The following is a 21,434-nucleotide window of genomic DNA, read 5'->3' as shown; positions in this document are numbered from 1 at the left end:
CGATCGTCGAACGCTGCGCTAGATTCATTTGCTGCGCAGGCATGAGTAATAACCGCCGACGCCGCGCCCTAGGCAATGCCCGAACTACTTCGACGCTCTACTGCACCCTCCGCCCGGCGCCGCTCTATAATGAGGGGACGGGCAGGTCCCCCAAGGCCGCCCTGGCAACGATCAATTCCGCCAGCGTGCCGCGGCTATTGCTCCGCTCGCTGGCGACGACTCTTCTCGGGAGATGTACCTTGAATTCATCCTCTGTCTCGTCCCGCCGGCTTTGCTGCTCCGCATTCCTGCCGACGGCAGTCCTTGCCGTGCTCTTCTCTTTCCAGGCCACCGCGGCCGAGGAGCCGGCGTATCCTTCGATCGAGTCGAAATACCTCTCGAACATCCGCCAGGTGAGCGAAGGATTCGTCAAGGCGGGCGAGGGGTATTTCTCGCCCGATGGTAAACAGATCATCTTCCAGGCCCAGCCACGCGATTACCCCTTCTATCAGATCTACACGCAGCCTCTCGACGGCAAGACGCCCGCCAGGCTCATCAGCACGGGACGCGGCCGTACCACGTGCAGTTACTTTTCGCCCGATGGCCGGCGGGTAATCTTCGCCTCGAGCCATCTCGATCCCATGATGTCGGAAACCGAAGAGGCTGCCATCAAGCAGGCCGAGGAGGACGCGAAGTCGGGCCGTCGGCGCCGCTACTCCTGGGACTTCGACCCCCACACCGAGATTTTCGAGGCCGCGCTCGACGGATCGGATCTCCGCCGGCTCACGAACGCGCCCGGCTACGACGCCGAAGGCGCCTATACGCCCGACGGCAAGTCGATCGTCTTCTGTAGCGACCGCGATGGCGATCCCGACCTGTACGTGATGGATGCCGACGGCGGGAACGTGCGTCAGCTCACCAATGAGCCCGGCTACGACGGTGGGCCGTTCACCTCGCCCGATGGCCGCTGGGTCATCTACCGCAGCGATCGCAAGCAGGCGGAGTTCTTGCAGATCCACGCCATCGGCCTCGACGGCCAGCACGATGTAGCCCTGACCGACAACGTGGGCGTGAACTGGGCGCCGTACTGGCACCCGACCGAGCCCTACATCATCTGGACCGGCGCGGATCACTCCGATCCGCAAGCCCGGCCCAACTACGATCTCTGGCTGATGAAGTACGAAGTGACCGACGAGGGTTTAAAACCCGGCCCGATCACGCGGATCACCGACTCCCCCGGCGCCGACGTGCTGCCGGTCTTCTCGCCCGACGGCAAGAAGCTGATGTGGACCAGCACCCGCACGCCAGATCACTCGAGCCAGCTCTTCGAAGCGGATTTCACGTTGCCGGAATAGAGGCTGACCAACTTGGTCAACTCGGGTACTGGTAATTCGCCAATTTGTTCCAACTTCGGACTGGTATGGGAACGCTAATTGACTGCGTGTTGAAAAACGACTTGGCAGGACTGCAGGCAGGTCTCAATCAGGGATTAGATCCCAACGAGCGTGATGAAGAAGGACGCACGCCGTTGCTTCATGCGGCGATTGACAAAAGACTCGGCGCAGTTGAGGTACTGCTAAAAGCTGGTGCCAACATCGACGCCCAAGATCCACTCGGCAATGTCGCTCTTCATTTTGCAGCACAGAACTATGATCTCGAATTGGCATCACTGCTACTGCGACGCGGGGCAGAGATAGATGTGACCGACATGCACGGAAACACACCCTTGTGGCGTGCCGTGTTCAATTCACAAGGCCGAGGAGAACTAATCAAAGCGTTACTCCAAGCGGGGGCCGACCGAAATCACCGAAACAAGCACGGTAAGACGCCAGTGGAACTCGCTGAGTCAATTGCGAATCACAATGTCGCGCAATTCTTCACCTAGATTCTTGAACTGAACGCGAGGCAGAATTTACTTCGATTGAAGTAATTCCATCGACTCTACGCGTCGGTGCAGGGTAGCACCGACGATTCGGCGGAGTAATGCCACGCCCGCAATCACGCCAGTCACCGAGTCGTCGGTGTTGCGCAGCAACAAGAGGTTCATGACGAGTCGCCCACATCCACGACACGAGATCGGACAAATCCTCTTGTCGCTGCGCGACACGGACGATCGTCCGACTACAAACTCGTCTGATCTTGGGCCAAATTCGGACAATCGTCCGTGCTACCCAGGTTGCGTGTGCCGGAACCGGATGCATGATGCGTGCTTGCGAAACCAATAGAGCAGGGGCCATGTGAGCTGCTGTCGCGGCTTCCGCCGCCGGCTCACTCCACCTCGAGCACTTCAATCTTCAGCCGCCCCAGCACGGTCGCCACCGGCAGGAAGCAGCTATAGGCGCTCGCCTCGGCCAGGCTCGAGTGGGTTAGCTTGAGATGCGCGGCGCCGATGCCGCCGCGGCCGAGCGTGGCGTCGAGCGGCACCCACTGACCACCTACGAACACCTCGGTCCACATGTGGTAGCCGAACCCCGCGGCGCTGGGGACGAAGATCAAGCCGATCACCACCCGGGCCGGAATGCCTCGCGCCCGGGCCAGCGCCGCCAGCAGCACGGCGTGTTCGGTACAGTCCCCCTCGAGCGTCTTCGCCACCTCGGCCGCCGTGGCAAAGGCCTGCGAAAAGTTCTTCGCCTTGATGTTCTCGTGGACGTACTGCTCGAGCGCCACGGCCGTGCGCCAGTGATCGGTGTTGTTGCCTGCCGCCTCCTTGGCCATAGCCACGATTATCGGATCGTCGCTCTGGATCAGGCCATTTGGCTTACGATCGTCGTCCGTCGGGACCGCTTGATTCTCTCCCCTGGGGGTTCCCTTGGCCCCTGCGGTCGCATTGGGCGCGAGGGAGATCACCATCACCTCGGCCTGATTGGCTCCAGTCGAAGCGACGGTCTGCGTCGAGCCCGACGAAAAAATGCTGGCGGGGTCGCCATCCGCGAGCGTGACGCGGTACTTCACCCGTTTCGTGTCATGAGGCCGGGGGATGCTGCGGCCCTCAACCCGAACCATCGTGTCGAAGCCCAGGTCGACCTGGCCATCGGTCGGTTCGCCTAACGCCACGTCCTTCGTCGTGCGGAAAGTCTCCTGCCGCACCGCCGGCACCACCGATTTGAGCAGGTTGCCCAGGCGGTCGGTCCACATCACCGAGTCGAGCGTCACGTTGCCCGGCAACGTCGCCCGGCTGTCGACCCGCAGCAATTGGAAGTTGCCCCCCAGCAGCTTCGTCGGTTCGAACTCGCGGGCAGTAAGATCGAGCGTAGCCAATTCCACCTGGTTCAAGAGCGGGGGAGCCAACATCTCGATCCGGCGTTTTTCCCCCGGCACGAGCGGCTTGCGGAGCAGCGACATTTCGAGGGCGAAGAACCCGCCGACACCCTTTTTCCAAGGCATCTTGCGATTCGTGGTGCGTCCCTCGGTGGTGCTGTCGACCACCAGCTCCCCCGCACGGACTTCGCCCCGCACAGAGATTGGGCTGGGGCCCACGGCTGTCTGTGCCTCGAAGCGGATCACCTCGCCCTGGGGGGTCTCGATGCTCGTGAGCTTGATTTCCTGTTCGTTCGCCTGCCCGAAACGCTTCAACGAGAGATGCTGCAGGCCATCGATGCGCAACAGATCGCGATCTCCCTCGCGAAGCCGACTGACGGCCATGCGGCCGTAGCCCACCTTCGCCCCCTGAAAAAAGACGACGTCCCACGTCTCCTGCTCAAGCTTGCCGGAAGATAGGGGAGCCGCCTGGGGGGTGGCATCGGCCTGGGCCAGCTCGCCCAGCGGCAGCGGCTCGGGCAAAACGACCTGCTCGTTCGCCGTCGTGGACAGCGTGGGGGCCACTTCGCTCGGCTGGCGAACGACGGCCGGGGCCGGAGTGCTGTCGGCGGCGGGGGTACAACCCGTGCCGTTTATCCAACTTGCCATCAAGAGGCAAGCGAACCAAGAAGGACACAATCGCGCGAACCGTGCCCACTCCATGCCACGTAGAGATTGCATCGTGCCACCCAGGCCGCGAGCCTGTTGGCCCGCGGGGAGCGAAGGCTCGGATACGAGCCAGTTCGCCGTGCGAGTTCCGCCGACCGAACTTCCCGCGACCCGGCGCCACGAGAGCAGGAAACCGTTCCTTGCGGCCTGCGTAAAGGAGTTTTAGTATACGGTTGGAAATGCGGCAACGGAGTCTCGGCGGGGGAATCGGAAGTCGGTGAGATCGCCGACGCCAGAGGTCCAGGCGGACTGCCTGGACGACTTCGAGAAAGGGGCCGCGGCCGTTCGGATGTCGAGAGGTTCGAGAGGGCGAAGATTGCCCTCTCTCAGGTACCAGGGAAGTCGTTCACGTGCCCCGTGGGGCGCGAGAATCACTTCCCTGATTTTTTGCGCCGGTGGCGATTGGATCGCCCGGCAAACTTTGCATGCCATGCGGCGTGCGATCGTGATACCAGTCAGAGCGCTGGCAGACTCGCCGCCGTGCGTAGATTCGCCCCGGTCGGCGGCTGATTTAAGGCGTAAAGCGTGTGGCGGCAGCTTGCTCGGCGCACGCGAGTGGTAGACTAGATTCGGCGTCTTGCGTGCCCCTTGGCTCGCTGTGCGCCTCGAGCCTCGGGCTCGGCCGACCGTTGAAAAAAGGCATCACAGGATGCCTCTTGTAACGATTCTGACGGCTCCCCACACGGGTGTACCCGACCATCGGGTGCGGGGCTCGCGTGGGGCGCCAAAGTGACCTAGCTTTTCTCAACTGAGGACACCGCAAGCGACGGCGCTGTGTACGCCGGACGACTTGTTTCTCGCACCTAGGAATTGAACGAGCGATGGGCTTCCTGAAGCGTTTCTTTCGCAATGTTTTCCGCGACGGCACGCCGACCGTCGGGACGAGCAGCTTCGATCGCCTGAGCGAGGAAGAGCTGGAAGCCCATTTGGGCGTCGTGCGGTACGGCAGCTTCCTGTTGACTGACGCGGTTCGCCCGTCGTACGACCTGCAGGTCGTGCCGGCGGCCGGCTTCCGTCACGATGTCTATCGCGACGAGGAGACCAAGGCCCAGGTGCCGGTCCTGATGGGCGCGGCCTCGAGCGAGCAATTGTTCGAGACCTTCATGGAACTGCTCGATCCGCTCGGCAGCGTGGTCGACGTCGTGCTCGAGACGAGCCACAACCGCGAGCACCGCGGACACGTGGATCTCTACCGCGAGCAGATCGACATGCCGGTCCTCAAGAGCATCTTGTGGGACTACGAAGACCTGCTGATGAACGACGGCTGCACGGGCGTCGCCGTGCTGAACCCCGAGCGCCCGCTCGAGGTGCAGTTCGACGAGCACAAGCTGCTGATCGTCTACGGCTCCGAGCTCAAGGAATTTGAAAGCGTCTTCCGCGAGCAGGGCATCCGCTGCCAGGACGAAATGCGCTTCATCACCGAAGCCGAGCATGTCCACTCGTCGAGCGAACAGTACATGCAGCAGTTCGAGGAGTTGAAGACTCGACTGGGCATGGACTCGATGTTTTAAGCGGCAAGGCGACCGACTTTCCCCGAAATCGGTGCCGTTCTCGCCTTGCACCAGTGGCTCCGGCCGCCGGCCGGAGGGAGCAGAGCGGAAGCTCATCTCGGAGAATCGCGCGAGAGCGATCTTTCGCCCGCGATTTCAATCGCTCGCAGGCCACCTTGCCGCGCGCTATATTAACTCCCAGGCCGGTTTCCAAGACCTAGCCGATCTTAGGGAGTCTTTCTATGTCGATGATGTTGCCCCCCGATCTTCAGTCCTTTGTTGAAGCGGAAGTTTCCAGCGGTCGCTACGAGAGCGAACAGGCCCTGGTACAGGACGCCGTGCACGTGCTTCGCGATATGAGCGAGCAATACCAAGCCCTCTACACCGAAGTAGAGGCGTCCATCGCGCAGGCTGATCGCGGCGAGTTGCACCCACTCGACACCGAAGGCGCGAAGGCCGAAGGTCGCCGACGCCTCGCCAATCGTTCGGTGTCGTCGTAATGAGCAGAATTCAGCTCACGGCGTCAGCCGTCGAAGCGTGATTGGAAATTTGGTCCCACGTCGCGACGGACAGCATGACTGCCGCCGACGAATTGCTCGACCGTTTTGACGAGCAGTGCCAACTATATGCCGGTCAGCCGTTGCTCGCACAAGCGAGGCCCGACTTTGGCAAAAACGTACGCGCGTTCCCGGTAGGGAAATACATCGTCGTTTATCGGCCACTTCCGGACGGCATCGAAGTCTTGCACTTCGTTCACGGCGCTCGCGACATTCCGACGCTTCTCCGCCGGAAAGGCATTTCATAAGTCGCGCGGATGTTTGGGCAGCCTGTCACATAACAATCGGCGGCATGAAGAACGCCGTCACTAACATCGTGCAGAAGGCGACGACCGTCCACTGCATGGCACGCGTCCGCGCCTCGTCGTCGGGCCAGCAGCAGACGTTGATCACGAGTCCGCCCAGAAAGACGACGGCGGTGACCCAAGTAGCCACGTATCCCGCCGCGACGGCAGCCTGCGCTTGTTCGCGATTCTGGATCATGAAGCACGCGCCAAACGTCGCGACGGCGAATACGACAGAAGCGACGACGAATATCGCATAGGATCGAATCACGCGCAGGATCAGCCGATCGTCCGTGTCGTGCATGTCATTCCTTCCTGGAAATGGTGGGCCGCTTACTTCGATCCGCCCCCACCCTCGTCCATGGTCGCTTCGAGCGCCTTCGCCATGCGCCGCAAAAACGGCATGCTGCGGTTGACGTCGACGATCTCTTCGCCGCCGGTGCCGCTGCCGAGCACCTTTTGTTTCTCGGCCTCGACGACGCCCGAGCGGACCATGCCGCCGAGATCTCCCAGGATCGGGCGGTTCTGCAGGCGGCCGCGGCGCTGCGCGTAGCGGATCTGCTTGTCCGCCTCTTCGGCGATACGGATCACCTTTTTCGTCCAGGGGGCCGGCTGGCTCAGGTCGAACACCAAACTTCGCGCATGGTCCATGCGATCAGCCAGCGCCTCGGCCGGCGAGATCGTCTGGTTGCGGTCCTCGGCGATGATGAAAAAGCCGATCAGCATCTCCTGCCACGTCTGCTCGCCAAACGTGACCCAGTGCGTGGGATCCGGGTTCGACTTGTTGCCGGCCGAATTGTCGTACTTTGCGCGGCAGATGAGCTTGGTGCCGGCGGGTATCTGCTTCGGCTCATCCAGGATGTATTCCAACTGCCAGTTGAAGTCGTACCGCGGCACGTTCAACAGCGTCTCGCGCGAGCCGTCGGGATAGTAGAAATCGTAACGGATCGACTTGCCCCGCACGTGCATGTGCGGGATCAGGCTCAACAGCGTCGCATCCTTGACGAACGTGTAGGTCGCTTCGGCCTTGTAGTCGGGATCGTTGGGCGGGATCTGGAACAGCACGTTGATCGCCTTTTCGGCCTTCACCTCGTGCGTTACTTCGCTCTCATTCACCAGTCGCAGGGCGATGCTCGTGGTGTCATCGCAGGGGGTGCCGTTCGGCGTGTAGTGCATCTGAAACACGATCTTCGACCCGGCCGGCAGACGCATCGCCATCGACTGCGGGTAGTGAATGCCGCGCAGGCCCGGCACATAGCCACCGATCAATTCGCCGGGATACACGGGCGGATAGATCGCCCCCGGCCGCACGACGAAGACCAGCACGTGATGCACGACGCCGCGGTTGCCCGGCCGCACGTCGACGTGCGAGACCCACCGATCCTCGGTCCAGCCGGGATCGACCGTGTAATACTGGTAATCGACCACGCCATCGGCCGGCACGTGGAAGGGCTCCTCGCTCATCGGAATGATGAGTTCCTCGCCACTCAGTTCCGCGACTCGCTCGGGCACGCGGGCGATCGCCTCGCCGGGGCCGTGCGGCGCGCCATCGGCCACCCACTGCGCGATCAGGTGCTTCTCTTCGTCGGTCAGGCGATTCTCGTTCGCGTATTTCACGTGCGCCGATTCGCTAGCGAACCAGGGGGGCATGCGACCGGCGTCGACCGCCTCGACGATCGTCTCACCCCAGGCGACGGCATCGTCGTAGTCGACGAGCGAGAAAGGAGCGATCTCGCCCGAGCGATGGCACTCGACGCAACGGTTCGACATGATGCCGGCGATCTGGCCGGTCCACGTCACCTCGCCCACGGGCTCGGCCTTGCGCTCGCGGCCGATCAAGCAGCCTGAAACCACCAGCGCCGGCTCGCTCACCCCCTTGCCGGCCAGCAGTTCATCGAGCGCGATGGCCAGGTCGCGGCGTCCGACCCTGGGCTTTTGCGCGCCGACCTGGAACTGATCGTCGATGCGGCCGTGGTAGCGGACCACGCGCTCGCGATCGAGCACGAAGACTTCGGGCGTGCGTTTGGCGCCGAAGAGGTCGGCCACCTTACCGTCGGCATCGATCAGCAGGGGGAACTTTACCTTGAGCTGCTGGGCAAAGTCGGCCAACTCGGCTGGCGTGTCCTGCACGTTCGCATCAATGGCGACCAGTTGCACACCTTGCGCGCGATAGTCGGCTGCCAGTTGCTCGAGCCGCGGCGTGTAGAGCCGCACCAGGGGACACTCGGTCCCCACAAAGGCGACGACGACGAGCCTGGCGTCGGAGAATTCGTCCAGACGACGCATCTTTCCGCTCGCATCGGGCAGGCTGAAGTCCGACACTTGCCGACCGACGGAATTCGTCTCTGGCGCGTCGGTCGACTTCAGCTCGGGAAGGACAATCGCCTCGGGCTCGGCCGGCGACGCAGGCGTGCCAGCCGGAAGTTCTTCGACCAAACCAGGCGGATTGCCAACGGCTAGGTCCGAGCCAACCAACAAGAGCCCGACCACCGCAACGGCCAACAGTCCGGCCGATAGCAGCTTCGCAAAGTTGCAACGCATGGCAGATTTCACTCCCGATTGATCCGGGGGGGCAGAGTCTCCCAGAGAGTTACCGCGGAGCGGCAAATCTTGCCAACATTTTACCGGCCGGAGTGGCAGAAACCCAATCGTCGCAATCTCCGCCGGAAATCGACCACCTCAAAGACCTTGCGCCTTCGCGCCTTGGCGTCCAACGGATTTACCGCGAAGAAAGAAGATGCCGAGTCCCAGATTGGTATTGGCCACTACCTGCTCGCCTGCTTGTCCGTGGCGGGCTCTATCTCCACGGACTTCTCCAGCGGCGCCAGCGTTTGATAAACCCCGAACATCATCTCTTCCCACGTCTGCTCGCCGAAGCGGACTTCCTTTGTGGGATCGGGGTTGTTTGGATTGTCGGTCGAGTTGTCGAACTCGGCGTAGCAGTGGAGCCGACTCCCCTTGGGGATCAATCGCGGCTCGACCAGATCGTAACGCAACTGCCAGTTGAAGTCGTACCGCGGCACATCGAGCAGTATCTCGCGCGTACCGTCCGCGTGCTCTAACTCGAAGCGAAACGCCTTGCCACGCACGTGCATGTGGGGCGTGAGATTCAACAGCAGCGTATCGCGGCGGAAGCGACGATCGGCCGTCAGCTTGTAGCTCGACTCGCCCGGCGGAATGCGGATGCCCAGGTTGCCGGTGATCTCGTTCTTCACCTCGCGCTCGACCGTGGCCGGATCGGCGAACTTGATTCCCACATAGCTGAGATCCTGCTGCTCGACGCCGATCGGCGTGTAGTGCATCTGGATGATGATCTTCGAGCCGGCCGGCACGCGCAGCGCCGTGCCGGGGGGAAAGACAAAGGGGGGCGTGCCGGGGGCATAGCCGGCAATCTGATTCGCCACCTGGCTCATCTGTCGATCGCCCCCCGGCGGCACGAAGTAGACCGAGTGATGATGAACGACCGCATGATTGCCCGGCCGCGCCTCGGCCGCCTGGATCCACTTATCCTCGCTAAAGCCGGGATCGAGCGTGTAGTTCTGATAGTCGACCACTCCCGTCGCTGGCACGGTAAAAGGCTCGTCGGCCATCATCAGCACCAGGTCGGGCTGCTCCATCCGCCAGCCCGAGACGAACTTCGGCGGCGGGGGGGCATCGCGGGCATCTCCTTCCGGCGCTCCATTTTTAATCCAAGTCAGTAGCGTGGCGCGATCCTCGTCGCTCAGTCGGCAGTCGTTCTTGAACTGGCCATACTTCGGGTCGGCGAACCAGGGGGGCATGCGGTTCTGTTGAACGACCTCGGCAATCATCGGCGCCCAACCGGCCACTTCGTCGTAGCTCGTCAGAGGGAAGGGGCCCACCTCGCCCGGGCGATGGCACTCGACGCAATGGCCCGCCAGGATGCGCGACACCTGCTGATGATACGTCACGGCGCCATGCGGCTCGACCTTGGGCGATCGTCCGATCAAGCAACCGGCCGGATCGGTCGTTGCCAGACGGACCGGCTTGTTCGCCAGCGCGTCTTCCAGCGCTTCGGCCAGATCGCGGCGTACCGGCTGCAGGCGTTTGAAACCGACGCCGTATTGATCGTCGATGCGTCCCTGGTAAACCACGCGTCGCTGGCGATCGAGCACGAACACCTCAGGCGTGCGCGTGGCGCCGAATTGGTCCGCTACCGTGTGATGGGCATCTTTCAACAGCGGGAACTCGACGTGATGCTGCCGAGCGAATTGGCCGAGCGCGGTGATCGAATCCTGCCGATTCGCATTCACGCCGATGAACTGCACCCCGCGCGGAGCGAACTCGTCCGACAATTCGACCAGCCGCTGGGCATAATGCTTCACCAGCGGACAATCGATCCCCAGAAAGACCACCGCCACGACCGGGCGATTCGCGAAGTCCCCCAACCGATGCGATCGGGCATACTGGTCGGGCAACTCGAAATCGGCGATTTGCTTCCCAAGCGCCGGGACGGCAGGCGTGGCAGCTTCACCGCCGACGGCCCCCTCGGCCGATAGGGAACAGGCACAGATCAGCAATAACAGCAGCAAGACCACTCGCTTGATCGGTAATGGCATGACGGGCTTCCCTTCGATAGTTTGCTGTTGTGAACGCAGGCGTTCCGTTGCTCGCGTTCAAAGTTTTCCTGCCGGTCGAATGCCTGTTCCCTCGATCTGCCGAGCAGAGTCTCCCAAATCATTGCGCATGGCATCCGCCAGTTCCGAGAGGCGGGCCACAACTTCGGGATACTCTTCCTTGACGTTGCGCGTTTCCCCCGGATCGGCCTCGATATCGAACAACGACAGTTCGATCTGCGCCTGCTGGTAGCGTGTCGGGTTGCCGCCGGTGCCCCCCGGTTCGTCGGCCAGGGTGCGATACTCGTGCGGAAAGTGCAGCTTCCATTTCCCTTGCCGCACCGCCTGCAGTTCGTTCCCCCAGTAGAAGTAATAGGCTTCGTGGGGCGATTTCGCATCCGGTTCGCCCGCCACCAGCGGCCAGATGCTGCGACCATCGATCTTGTGCCGAGGCAGCTTGGCGCCGATCACTTGTGCCACGGTCGGCAAAATATCGATCGTCATGGCCGGAGTGTCGCACCTGGTATCGGCGGGGATCTTGCCGGGCCACCACATGATCGTCGGCTCGCGGCACCCCCCGTCGAACATCGTTCCCTTTCCCTCGCGCAGCGGGGCGGCCGACCCCGCGTGATCGCCGTAGCTGAGCCACGGTCCGTTGTCGGCGGTGAAGACGACCAGCGTGTTCTCGGCCAAGTTCAAGCGACGCAGCGTGTCGAGGACCTGTCCCACCGACCAATCGACCTCCATGACGACATCGCCGAATAATCCCCGCTCGGACTTGCCGCGAAACTTATCCGATACGTACAGCGGCACGTGTACCATCGAGTGGGGCAGGTAGAGAAAGAAAGGGCGATCCTGATTGGTCTCGATAAAGCGAACCGCGCGCTCCGTGTATTGCGTGGTGAGCTGCTCCTGGTCTTTCGCCGTGACCTTCGGATTGAGGATCGCGTTCTTTTCGATCAGCGGCAGGTCGGGCCAGCGTTCGAGTCGTTCTGCTTCCGGCAGGTGCATGACCTCTGGATGGTAGGGCCACATGTCGTTCGAATAGGGCAGACCGAAGTAATCGTCGAAGCCATGCTGCAGTGGCAGGAATTTCTCGTGGTGCCCCAGGTGCCACTTGCCGTAACAGGCCGTGGCGTAACCGCGCTGCTTGCAGATCTCGGCCAGCGTCACCTCGTCGGCGTTGATGCCATGCCGGGCATGGGGCCCGAGCGCCCCCAGGATGCCTACGCGCACGTTGTAGCAACCGGTCATGAGCGCCGCGCGCGAGGCCGAACAGACCGCCTGGGAGACATAGAAGTTCGTAAACCTGCGCCCCTCGTGGGCCATGCGATCGAGGTTGGGCGTGGGATAGCCCTTCGCGCCGAAGGGACCAATGTCGGCGTAGCCCATGTCGTCGATGAAGATGACAACGACGTTGGGCGGACGTTCGCTCGTGTGTGCGGCCGCTGCCTGACGCGCAACCAAGGTGAACGCGAATACGATCAGACAGGCGGCAAATACTCGTCGACGTAGCATGTTCTTGGCGACTGCGGCCGGTGGGGGCAGGGACCTCGCAAAACGGCCCCCAGTATACGACGCCCGGCAGCCCGGGCGTTAGCGCGATTCGCGTCGCCGCCAGGCCCGCTCACGGGCGGCCGGGCTCGTCGTCGAGATCGTCGAAGTGGCCGGGGGGAAAAGGCCCGAGCGAGTTCTCCTCGCGCGGGGCAGACTCGCCGAATCCCATCTGATCGAGCCAGTATTTCACCTGCGAATCGACCTGCGGCATGGCCGGTTTTCCCGCCGACTCGCGCGGATCGGGCGCTCGGCGTGCCGCGCGGCGAGCCACCATCTGGGCATACCAGCGGTCGCTGTCGATCGCTTGTCCCTTGCGGCGCCGCGCCGCGCGATGCAGCCGATGATCGCTCGATACGACGAGCAGCCGCTTCGGCACGGAATCGAGACGAATCAACTCCTCGATCAACTCGTCCGCCTCGCCGTGGTCGGCTGCGAATCGGACGCGCAACCCGCGATGCACGAACGAATCGCTCACGGCCAGCGGGGGACGCTCGTTGGCGTCGAAGACGACGACCGCCCGGGCCAACTCGTCGACCTCGAGCGATTCGACGATGAAATTCAACAGGGCCCGGCGTGAGCGTTCGAGCCCACCGGGTCCGACGCCGCTGCCGACGATGCCAGCCGCATGCATCAGGTTGTAGCCATCGATCAGAAGAGTCATGGCAACGCCCGGTCTCGTTCTCAACTCACCGAGTCGTTCGCTGCGCCACCCAAGGCCAACAGGCTGCCCTGGCGCGTCCCTCCGACCGATGACACTCAGGCGGTGTACTTCACGCGGCCATCCACGATCACCGTGGTGGCGCGGCCGTGCAGCCCCCAACCGCCGAACGGCGTGTTGGCGCTCTTCGACTTGAAGCGGCGCGGGTCGACCGTCCAACGCGCGGCCGGATCGATGATCGTCACGTCGGCATCGGCGCCGACGCGCAATGTGCCCTTGTCGATGCCGAGGATGCGGGCCGGGTTGATCGTCAGCTTGGCCAGCGCCGCCGGCCAGTCGAGATGCCCCGGCTCGATCAGGTTCGTAATCACCAGTGACAGGGCCGTCTCGAGGCCGACGATGCCGAACGGGGCGCGATCGAGTTCCTGCATCTTCTTCTCGCGCGCGTGGGGCGCGTGATCGGTGCAGATGACGTCGATCGTGCCATCGACGAGCCCCGCGATGCAGGCCTCCACATCCGACTGTGCCCGTAGCGGCGGACTCATCTTGAAATTCGAATCGAACGTTCGCAGGCACTCGTCGGTCAAGGTGAAGTGGTGGGGGCAGACCTCGGTCGTCACGCGCACGCCGCGACGTTTCGCGCGGCGGACGATCTCGACGCTGCCGGCGGTCGAAATGTGCATGATGTGCAGTTTGCCGCCGGTGGCCTCGGCCAGCACGATGTCGCGGCCGGTCATGACGTCTTCGGCGGCCGAGGGCATGCCGGCCAAGCCGAGGATCATCGACACGAGCCCCTCGTGCATCACGCCCCCTTCGGTCAACTCGCGGACCTCGGCGTGGTTCAGCACCGGCTTGTCGAACATCGAGCAGTACTCGAACGCGCGGCGCATCAACTCCGGATCGTAGACCGGGGCGCCGTCGTCCGAGAAGCCCACGGCGCCGGCGCGGACCAGTTGCCCGATCTCGGCCAGTTCCTTGCCTTCGCGATTCTTGCTCACGCAGGCCACGACAAAGACGTGGCAGTTATCGGCCCGCGCCGCCTGGTGCTGCACGAACTCGACCGTGCCTTGGGTATCGATCGGCGGCTCGGTGTTCGGAATGCAAGCGATCGAGGTGAAGCCGCCCGCCAGCGCGGCGGCCGTGCCGGTGGCGATCGTCTCATCCTCTTCGCGTCCCGGTTCGCGCAAGTGAACGTGCATGTCGATCAGGCCGGGCGAAACGATCTTGTCTCGCGCGTCGATGATCTGATCCTGCCCGTTGGGCGAGACGTCGTAGCCGGCGATGCGGCCATCCTCGATCAACAGATTCGTCACGCGATCGAGATTCTGGCTGGGATCGATCACCCGGCCGTCGCGGATCAAAATACTGGGCATGCCTTTGCTCTTCGTCTAGCGGCCGTCGCGGACTCCCGCCAGCAGCCATAAGACCGCCATGCGGACCGCAACCCCGTTGGTTACCTGCTCGAGGATGACCGAGTGGGGACCATCGGCCACCTCGGGCGTGACCTCGACGCCACGATTGATGGGACCGGGCGCGAGAATGAGAATGTCGTCCTTGGCCTTCGCCAACCGCTCTTTGTTCATGGCGTAGAGCAACGCGTACTCACGGACCGACGGGAAGGGGCGCGTCACCTGCCGCTCGAATTGAATCCGCAGCAGGTTCACCACATCGCAACGGGGCAAAACCTCGTCGAAGTCGTGACAGACCTCGACCCCCAACTCCTCCCACTGTCGCGAAACGAGCGTGGCGGGCCCGCACAGAACCACGTGCGCGCCGAGCTTCTGCAGTCCCCAGATATTCGAGCGTGCCGTGCGGCTGTGCTGGATGTCGCCCACCAGGGCCACGGTCAGCCCGCGCAAATCCCCTCGATGTTCGCGAATCGTGAGAATGTCGAGCAGCGCCTGCGTCGGATGCTCGTGCGGTCCATCCCCCGCGTTTACCACCGAGCACTCGATGTTCTGGGCCAGCAGGTGGGGCGTGCCGGGCGTGCGGTGGCGCACGACGATGATATCGACCCCCATGGCCTCGATATTCTTGGCCGTGTCGATAAAGGTCTCTCCCTTCGACAGGCTGCTCCCCGCGCCCGAGAAATCGACCGTATCGGCGCTCAAACGCCGGGCAGCCAGCGAAAAGCTGGTCCGCGTGCGGGTCGAGTTCTCGAAGAACAGGTTCGCCACCGTATGCCCCACCAGGGCCGGAACCTTGTTCCGCGAGTCGCGGGCCACCTCTTTGAACTGGACCGCCGCGTCCAGAATGATCGTGATTTCCTCGGCCGAGAGGCTTTCGAGGCTCAAGAGATGGCGGCGCGTCCACGCCGCCGGGATCGCGCCCAGGTCGACCGTCTCGGTGCTCATGTGAGTTGCCGTCGAGGGTAGAGGAGAGGGAGATGCTGCTAGCATCGTGCCAGCAACCTCCGCGGTGATTCTACGGCATGCCACGGCGCGCGGAAAGTAGCCGTGAGATTCGCTCAGCCCATGCCGGCGTGCGTGGCACGGGCGTGCGTGGCACGAGGGCTAAAATCGCGTCGCTCGTTCACTTTCCATCGCAGGAAAAGCCTGCTGAAGCTTGCGTGGCAGGCGACGAAATTGCAGGTCCTCACAGACTGGCAGCACCCGCTCGGCGTCGCTCGAGCAATTCGCAAAGTGCTCCGATTGTGCTGCCCAGCCGCGCATCGGATCTTGCCCAGCAATCGGGCAAGGCCCGCGTGCAAATGTGAGGGATGCGTCAAAAAATGAATCTCCACGCACGACGTAAGTCGTTATTGCATCGGCAGGTGAGAAGCATTTTTCCTGGTCGTGCAAAATCACTGGCACGCGGGTTGCTATCTCTGCCACCGTCTGATGCCACTGCCCAATCGGTTGGCCTCGGACAAAACCGTAGTCCTTCGAGCCAGGCTGTCGTGCGTCAAGTTGAAGACCAGGGTTGCCCACGAGGCGCCGCTTCAACCACCGCCGGCAAGATCGGCAAGGCGAGTTTTGATTAGTCATTTCCTGGCGGCGCATACGGTAGCAGCGTGTGCGCGGCCACCACGATACGCAAGACGTTCGGCGTGTGCAGGTTTGGCAAGGCCTTCGAGGGTACCACGGACCGGCGGCATAGCTGGTTGGCTTCAACGGTTGCGCGGCGAGCCCCAGTCGTGCTCGCCGGTCCGTGGTGCCTGAGACGGCTCGACCTGAAAGAGGATCACACTCGCAAGGATGCGATGAGGCGAACGTCCCTGACCCGCTTTTTGGTTCACGCCTGAACCAGAAGGATGCCCCGACGGCTTGGGTGGGTGTACCGCCTGCCCCACCCAGGCCGGGGCATTTTTTTTCGCGCTCGTACCGATCTGAAACCGTTTTCCTGGCGCCGCGGCAATCGCCCAATGCAGGGTCGCTCGTCCCGGCGCACAACGTTCGCTCCGAAGCCCCTCGCTCACGCTTCGGGCGCGATGCGTTCGTCGTTCCTTGAATTCGTGTGAGTCGATTCGTCTGATCTGTTGCCTCGCGGAGAACGGAGTTCGCTGGTAGCGTCCTGCGGTTGAGTTCGCAGTGGCAGGCGGCTACCATCAGATGATGTTGTCCCCGAGGAGTCCGCGCAAATGAAGTTGATCATCGCCATTATCCAGCCGGCCCGGCTCGAAGCCGTGAAGGCCGCGCTCACCGAGGTCGAGGTGTTTCGCCTCACGGTGATGGACGTGCAGGGATTTGGCCGGCAGAAGGGGCACACCGAGGTCTATCGCGGCCACGAGTTCACCGTCAATCTGCTGCGCAAGGTGCAGTTGCAGATCGCCGTGAACGATAACTTCGTCGAGCCGACGATCGACGCGATCATCAAGGGAGGCCGCTCGGGGGAAAAGGGAGAGATCGGCGACGGCAAGATCTTCGTCCTGCCGCTCGACGACTGCATCCGTATCCGCACCGGCGAACGGGGATCGGAGGCCATCTAGCAAAACAAGAATCGCGGTCTCGATCGCGCCGCGATAGATTGTCGAAAACTACCCAAGGAAGGTGACTCCCGGTGACTCTCGCCCGGGCGAAAGTCAGGATGACTCGACATCGCCGAGCGGAACGCACACTTGCCCGCTCGGCGGTGTCGTTTTTGTATCCCCCAAGGATTTCGCCACAGATTTCGCCGATTTGATTCGCTTCGACGGGCAACTCTACGATTCCTGTGGCGTACTGCGCGGGAACCAGTAGCAGACCAGGATGCCGCCGAAGTAGAGGAACGTCAGCGGAATCGCCATCAGCAGCATGCTGTAAGGATCGGCCGGCGTCAGAATGGCCGACAGCACGAAGATCACCAGCACCGCGATGCGCCATTTCTCGAGATAGGCACGCACGGAGAAGATGCCGATCCGCTCGAGAAACAGCATCACCAGCGGCAGTTGGAAGCTGATGCCGAACCCCAGTGGCAACATCAGCACGAACGACATCCACTCGCTGATGCGCGGCTCGGGATCGATGCCCAGGCTGCGGTTGAAGCTGAACAGGAACTCGAGCACCGGCTGAAACACGGCGAAGAACGCGAGCGCCGCTCCGGCCAGGAATAACCCCAGGCTGAAGGGCAGAAAGACATGAACGTATTTCTTCTCGTGCGGGTAAAGGCCGGCCGCCACGAAGAGCCAGAGTTGATAGAAGACCCAGGGGCTCGAGATCACGATGCCCGTCACCAGCGCCGCCTTGATGTAGATGACGAAGGCCTCCTGCGGATTGAAGCTGCTGGCCCGCAGGCGAGGATCGTCTTCGATCGAGCGCCACAGGTGGAGACGGATCAGGTCGGGATAGCTGGGCGCCACAAGCATTTGGGCCGCGTCGGTCGCATTGCCGCCAAATGATTCTTCAAACACCAGGCGGTTTAGTCGCTGCACGTCGAGCGGCTTGAGGACATCGAACCGGGCCACGAGCAATTTTGCCTCCGGCATCAGCTTCACGCCGGCAAACTGCTCGGGCACGAAGAATCCGTGCTGCGCGAGAACTCTGGTCAACGACCTGGCCAGCGTGTCTCGCTCCTCGTCGCTCACTTTGCCGCTCTTGGCGATCGATTCGACCAGCGCGCGACCGCGCTCGTCGAACAACTCCCACACGCGATGACCGGGCCCCGGCTGCGAGCTGCCACCGCCGGCCACGATCGCCCTGGCCAGCTCGACCGGCTTGAGCAGGTCGGCAGAGGAGATCCCGACGGGACCCGTGATGCTCAGCGGATGCCCCGGCCGATTGCGGGGAATCTCGATACCCCCCATGACCTGCGGATAAGCATCGCGCAGGGCCCCCATGACCTCGCGGGGCTCGATATAGAACTCGTCAAAAATCAGATTCTCGTTCGTGACGAGTTGCTCGACGTCCGCCTCGGTCCAACTACCGACCGGTACGTCCCCCGGTTGCTTGTATTCCGCGGCGCGCGTGCCGATCTCGCTGACCGCGTCGTCGCGCTGGATTTGCTTGTAATACTGCTGCAGGGCATGCTCGAGTGGCGTCTGGATAAAGGCCACCACGCGGTCGCCATACCACAGCCCAATACCGAAGCCGATCACCAATCCGATCAGCGCCCGAAAGAGACAGATGCGCAACTCTTCGAGGTGCTCCCCGAAGGTCATCGTCGTCTCTTGAAAGAGATCTTCGTCGTACTTGCGAGCCATAGCCAGGTACGCCTATACGCGCGGCGGAAACGAATGGGGAAGGCCGGCGCCGACGCCGCGAACACTTCCTGCATGCGGCGTGACCAGCTAGGCGGGCCCCGCGAGCGGTGCTCATCGCTGCCGCGGAGCGAAATGACAGACAGCTACTCTGTCTAGGCACCAGTATATCAGGAGCCGAACCGCCCGCAATGTCGCGGTTTCTCGGGCAAAACGTCGCTTCTCATCCCCCTGGGAGCCCGGCCCGGCAGCGCGAGGCTACGCCAGCGTCTCGAGCCGGCCATCGTTGAGCTCCAATCGCCGGGAAATGCGTTCGGCCAGTTCCTGGCTGTGCGTCACGATCACCGTGAGCGTCTGTTCGTCGCGTGCCACGTCGAGGAGCAACTGCCCCACCGTGGCCGCCGTCCGTCGGTCGAGATTTCCCGTCGGCTCATCCGCCAGCAACAGGGCAGGGCGGCGCAACAACGCCCGAGCGATCGCCACGCGCTGGCGTTCTCCCCCGGAAAGCTCGGCCGGGCGATGCTCGCGCCGCGTGGCCAACCCGACGCGTTCGAGGAGGGACTCGGCCCGCTGCACATCCTCCGGAGCGGCGCCCCCTTCGGCCAGCGTCGGCACGAGCACATTCTCGAGCACGTTGCACTGCGGCAGCAGGTGATGGTCTTGAAACACGAAGCCGACCCGTCGATTGCGAAAGTGCGCCAGGCGGGGCTCGTCGAGCGTGAAAGGGTCCTCGTCGTCGAGCCGGACTTGTCCGGCAGTCGGCCGCTCGAGCGTCCCCAGGATGTGCAGCAGCGTGCTCTTGCCCGAGCCGCTAGGACCCAGAATCGCCAGGCTTTCGCCCGTGCCGAGCGAAAACGAGGCATCGCGCAGCACGACGAGCGGCTCGGCCCGCGTGGGATACTCTTTGGCGACATGTTCGACGATGAGCTGCGGCATGGCGTGGCGATAATCTACTCGCTGGGCGCCCGCGCCGCAGCCCCTCGTTCGTCCGCGCGCGGCACGCCGAATTTGGCGGCGATGGCCTCGGGAATGGCAATACCGCGCGGGGTGCCGTCGGGCAGGATACGGCAGCAGACCGACGTGAGCGAGCCTTCCGCCACGGGGCGCCCGGCGTGCGTGAATCCAAAGCGATACGTCACGCTCTTGCTTCCCAATCGAACCACTTCGAGCAAGATGTCGATTTCGTCTTCGAACCGCACGGCGCCGATATAGCGGCAATCGACCGAAACACGAGGCCAGCTCATCGGCCCCTCGGCGTCGTGCATCAGCACGCTCAACCCCAGCGAGCGGAGATACTCGTGCTCGACTTCCTCCATGTAGCGGAAGAACGCCGTGAAGTGCGCGATCTGGGCGGCATCGGTGTCGTGCCACTCCACCAGGCGTTTGCTGCGATAGGTGTCTGCCATCAACGTGTCTCCGCGGCTGTCTGTGAGGTGCGAGAGGGTGATCCGGCGCTCCCCGCGACCACCAGACGATAGAATTCCAGGGTGCGCGCCGCCATGACATCGTCGTTGTAGCGTTCGCGCACGGCCGCCTGGCCAGCCAGCCCATCGCGCGTGGCCCGGACGCGATCGCGCACATAGATCGCCAACTGCTCCGCCAGCGAACCAGGGTCGAGCGGTTGATGCAACAGGCCTCCTTGCGTGTCGGCCACCAGTTCGGGAAATGTCCCATGCGCCGGCAAGACGACGGGCACCGCGTTCGCCAGGGCCTCGAGAATCGACAGCCCCTTGCTCTCGCGATAGACCGTGGGCACGCTCATCACATCGAGCGATTGCAGAAACTCGATCTTGCCGCGCCGATCGACTTCGCCCACGTACTCGAAGCGATCGGCCAACCCTAGCTCGGCGATGCGTGCCTGGAGGGCCGCCAGGTAGGCGCGGTCTCCCTCGCCCAAGTAGCCCGCTACCCGCAAACGCACGGGGGGCAAGGTGGCATCGTCGCACAAGCGGTGAAACGCCTCGACGAGCAGGTGCAGGCCCTTTTCCGGACAGATACGCGCCAGATAGCCGATCGTGCGGACGGCCCCCTCTTCGCGCGCGGCGCGCGTCCCATGCCCGTCGAGCTTCAGCCCGTGCGGAATCACGTGGATCCGCTCGCGCGGAATATCGGCATAGTCGGCCATGAAATCGGCGAAGTAGCGATTGAGCGCAACGAAGGCGGCGACGTCGCGCACTCGTTCGCGCAACACCTGCCGGGCCTCGGTGTAGTGGGGCTCGATCAATTGCTCGAGAAAGATGTCCTCGCCCGACAGCGTACACGCCACGGGTACGCCCAACTGCGATTGCAGCTCGCGAGCCATGCCCACGAGCATCGAATTCGAGAGATGAATCACATCGGGACGCACCTGGTGGCGCAGCCAGTCGATGAGCTTGTCGAGCTCCTTGCGCTGGCGTCCTTCCTCGCCGCGGAGCATGGAGACGGTCAGATCGCCCAGTTCCTGCGGTTTGGTGCTCGCGGCGCGCGACGTGAGCCACTTGATCAGCCCGGGCGAATCGAGCCAGCGATCGAGAAACCAGGGCGTGTGGCGGAACAGGGCGGACTTCTGCTGCAGATAGACGTTGATGCCGCCGTAGAAGACGCGCGGTTCGCTGACGTTTTCTTCGTCGGTGCGAAGGGGCGTGTAGGTCGGCACCAGCAGCACGTCGGCGCCACGGAGGCGCAAGGCCGCCGCCAGCGTGTTGTCGTGCAAACAACTGCCGCAGAACATGTTGGCGGCGCCGGCAGCAAGATAAACGATGCGCATCGACCGTTC

Annotated in this window: 18 protein-coding genes; 6 read left to right on the top strand and 12 right to left on the bottom strand. The window is 63.1% G+C overall.

The features are described from left to right. Positions 1-41: 41 nt before the first annotated feature. Both KF708_09765 and KF708_09760 read left to right on the top strand, forming a co-directional pair. Entirely contained in the window at positions 42-1,334 is a 1,293-nt protein-coding gene (locus tag KF708_09765; protein MBX3412964.1) for a PD40 domain-containing protein, read from the top strand. An 86-nt stretch (positions 1,335-1,420) separates the two neighbouring features. Continuing rightward, positions 1,421-1,864, top strand: a complete 444-nt coding sequence (locus KF708_09760; protein MBX3412963.1) for an ankyrin repeat domain-containing protein — start codon at positions 1,421-1,423, stop codon at positions 1,862-1,864. A gap of 383 nt (positions 1,865-2,247) precedes the next feature. Here the strand turns inward: KF708_09760 and KF708_09755 are convergent, their stop codons facing one another. After that, positions 2,248-3,885 (bottom strand): transglutaminase domain-containing protein, encoded by a 1,638-nt coding sequence (locus tag KF708_09755; GenBank protein MBX3412962.1) that lies wholly within the window; start codon positions 3,883-3,885, stop codon positions 2,248-2,250. An 881-nt stretch (positions 3,886-4,766) separates the two neighbouring features. Between KF708_09755 and KF708_09750 the strand changes: the two genes are divergently transcribed. From KF708_09750 to KF708_09740, 3 genes are all read left to right on the top strand, one after another. Next, complete coding sequence (locus KF708_09750; GenBank protein ID MBX3412961.1) at positions 4,767-5,456, top strand: hypothetical protein; 690 nt, start codon at positions 4,767-4,769, stop codon at positions 5,454-5,456. Positions 5,457-5,677: 221 nt separating this feature from the next. Further along, on the top strand, positions 5,678-5,935 hold the full coding sequence (locus tag KF708_09745; GenBank protein ID MBX3412960.1) for a type II toxin-antitoxin system ParD family antitoxin: 258 nt from the start codon (positions 5,678-5,680) through the stop codon (positions 5,933-5,935). A gap of 74 nt (positions 5,936-6,009) precedes the next feature. Beyond that, the gene (locus KF708_09740; GenBank protein ID MBX3412959.1) at positions 6,010-6,240 is read left to right on the top strand and encodes a type II toxin-antitoxin system RelE/ParE family toxin; all 231 of its coding nucleotides are present in this window, start codon (positions 6,010-6,012) and stop codon (positions 6,238-6,240) included. A gap of 25 nt (positions 6,241-6,265) precedes the next feature. On the opposite strand, the gene KF708_09735 is transcribed toward KF708_09740, so the two are convergent. From KF708_09735 to KF708_09705, 7 genes are all read right to left on the bottom strand, one after another. Continuing rightward, positions 6,266-6,580: a hypothetical protein gene (locus KF708_09735; protein MBX3412958.1), complete on the bottom strand. Its 315-nt coding sequence runs from the start codon at positions 6,578-6,580 to the stop codon at positions 6,266-6,268. 29 nt (positions 6,581-6,609) lie between these two features. Beyond that, positions 6,610-8,817, bottom strand: a complete 2,208-nt coding sequence (locus tag KF708_09730; protein MBX3412957.1) for a redoxin domain-containing protein — start codon at positions 8,815-8,817, stop codon at positions 6,610-6,612. Between the two features lie 224 nt (positions 8,818-9,041). Continuing rightward, on the bottom strand, positions 9,042-10,853 hold the full coding sequence (locus KF708_09725) for a redoxin domain-containing protein (GenBank protein ID MBX3412956.1): 1,812 nt from the start codon (positions 10,851-10,853) through the stop codon (positions 9,042-9,044). Between the two features lie 57 nt (positions 10,854-10,910). Then, the gene (locus KF708_09720) at positions 10,911-12,368 is read right to left on the bottom strand and encodes a sulfatase (protein ID MBX3412955.1); all 1,458 of its coding nucleotides are present in this window, start codon (positions 12,366-12,368) and stop codon (positions 10,911-10,913) included. 109 nt (positions 12,369-12,477) lie between these two features. Then, the gene (locus KF708_09715; GenBank protein ID MBX3412954.1) at positions 12,478-13,068 is read right to left on the bottom strand and encodes an NYN domain-containing protein; all 591 of its coding nucleotides are present in this window, start codon (positions 13,066-13,068) and stop codon (positions 12,478-12,480) included. Between the two features lie 95 nt (positions 13,069-13,163). Then, positions 13,164-14,438: a dihydroorotase gene (locus KF708_09710; protein ID MBX3412953.1), complete on the bottom strand. Its 1,275-nt coding sequence runs from the start codon at positions 14,436-14,438 to the stop codon at positions 13,164-13,166. A gap of 15 nt (positions 14,439-14,453) precedes the next feature. Beyond that, the gene (locus tag KF708_09705; GenBank protein ID MBX3412952.1) at positions 14,454-15,419 is read right to left on the bottom strand and encodes an aspartate carbamoyltransferase catalytic subunit; all 966 of its coding nucleotides are present in this window, start codon (positions 15,417-15,419) and stop codon (positions 14,454-14,456) included. 1,226 nt (positions 15,420-16,645) lie between these two features. On the opposite strand from KF708_09705, the gene KF708_09700 reads away from it, so the two are divergent. Further along, on the top strand, positions 16,646-16,993 hold the full coding sequence (locus KF708_09700; protein MBX3412951.1) for a P-II family nitrogen regulator: 348 nt from the start codon (positions 16,646-16,648) through the stop codon (positions 16,991-16,993). A 213-nt stretch (positions 16,994-17,206) separates the two neighbouring features. Here the strand turns inward: KF708_09700 and tatC are convergent, their stop codons facing one another. The 4 genes from tatC to KF708_09680 form a co-directional block, all read right to left on the bottom strand. Continuing rightward, on the bottom strand, positions 17,207-18,682 hold the full coding sequence (gene tatC / locus KF708_09695; GenBank protein ID MBX3412950.1) for a twin-arginine translocase subunit TatC: 1,476 nt from the start codon (positions 18,680-18,682) through the stop codon (positions 17,207-17,209). A gap of 255 nt (positions 18,683-18,937) precedes the next feature. Continuing rightward, positions 18,938-19,615 (bottom strand): ABC transporter ATP-binding protein, encoded by a 678-nt coding sequence (locus KF708_09690; protein ID MBX3412949.1) that lies wholly within the window; start codon positions 19,613-19,615, stop codon positions 18,938-18,940. 14 nt (positions 19,616-19,629) lie between these two features. Further along, positions 19,630-20,085 (bottom strand): acyl-CoA thioesterase, encoded by a 456-nt coding sequence (locus tag KF708_09685; GenBank protein MBX3412948.1) that lies wholly within the window; start codon positions 20,083-20,085, stop codon positions 19,630-19,632. Beyond that, positions 20,085-21,425, bottom strand: coding sequence for a glycosyltransferase family 4 protein (locus tag KF708_09680; protein ID MBX3412947.1), 1,341 nt, complete (start codon positions 21,423-21,425; stop codon positions 20,085-20,087). Before KF708_09680 ends, KF708_09685 begins: the two co-directional genes overlap by 1 nt. Positions 21,426-21,434: the final 9 nt, after the last annotated feature.

It is taken from the genome of Pirellulales bacterium (assembly GCA_019636335.1).
Classification (GTDB): Bacteria; Planctomycetota; Planctomycetia; order Pirellulales; family JAEUIK01; genus JAHBXR01.
This window is presented reverse-complemented; position numbering and strand designations above follow the sequence as displayed.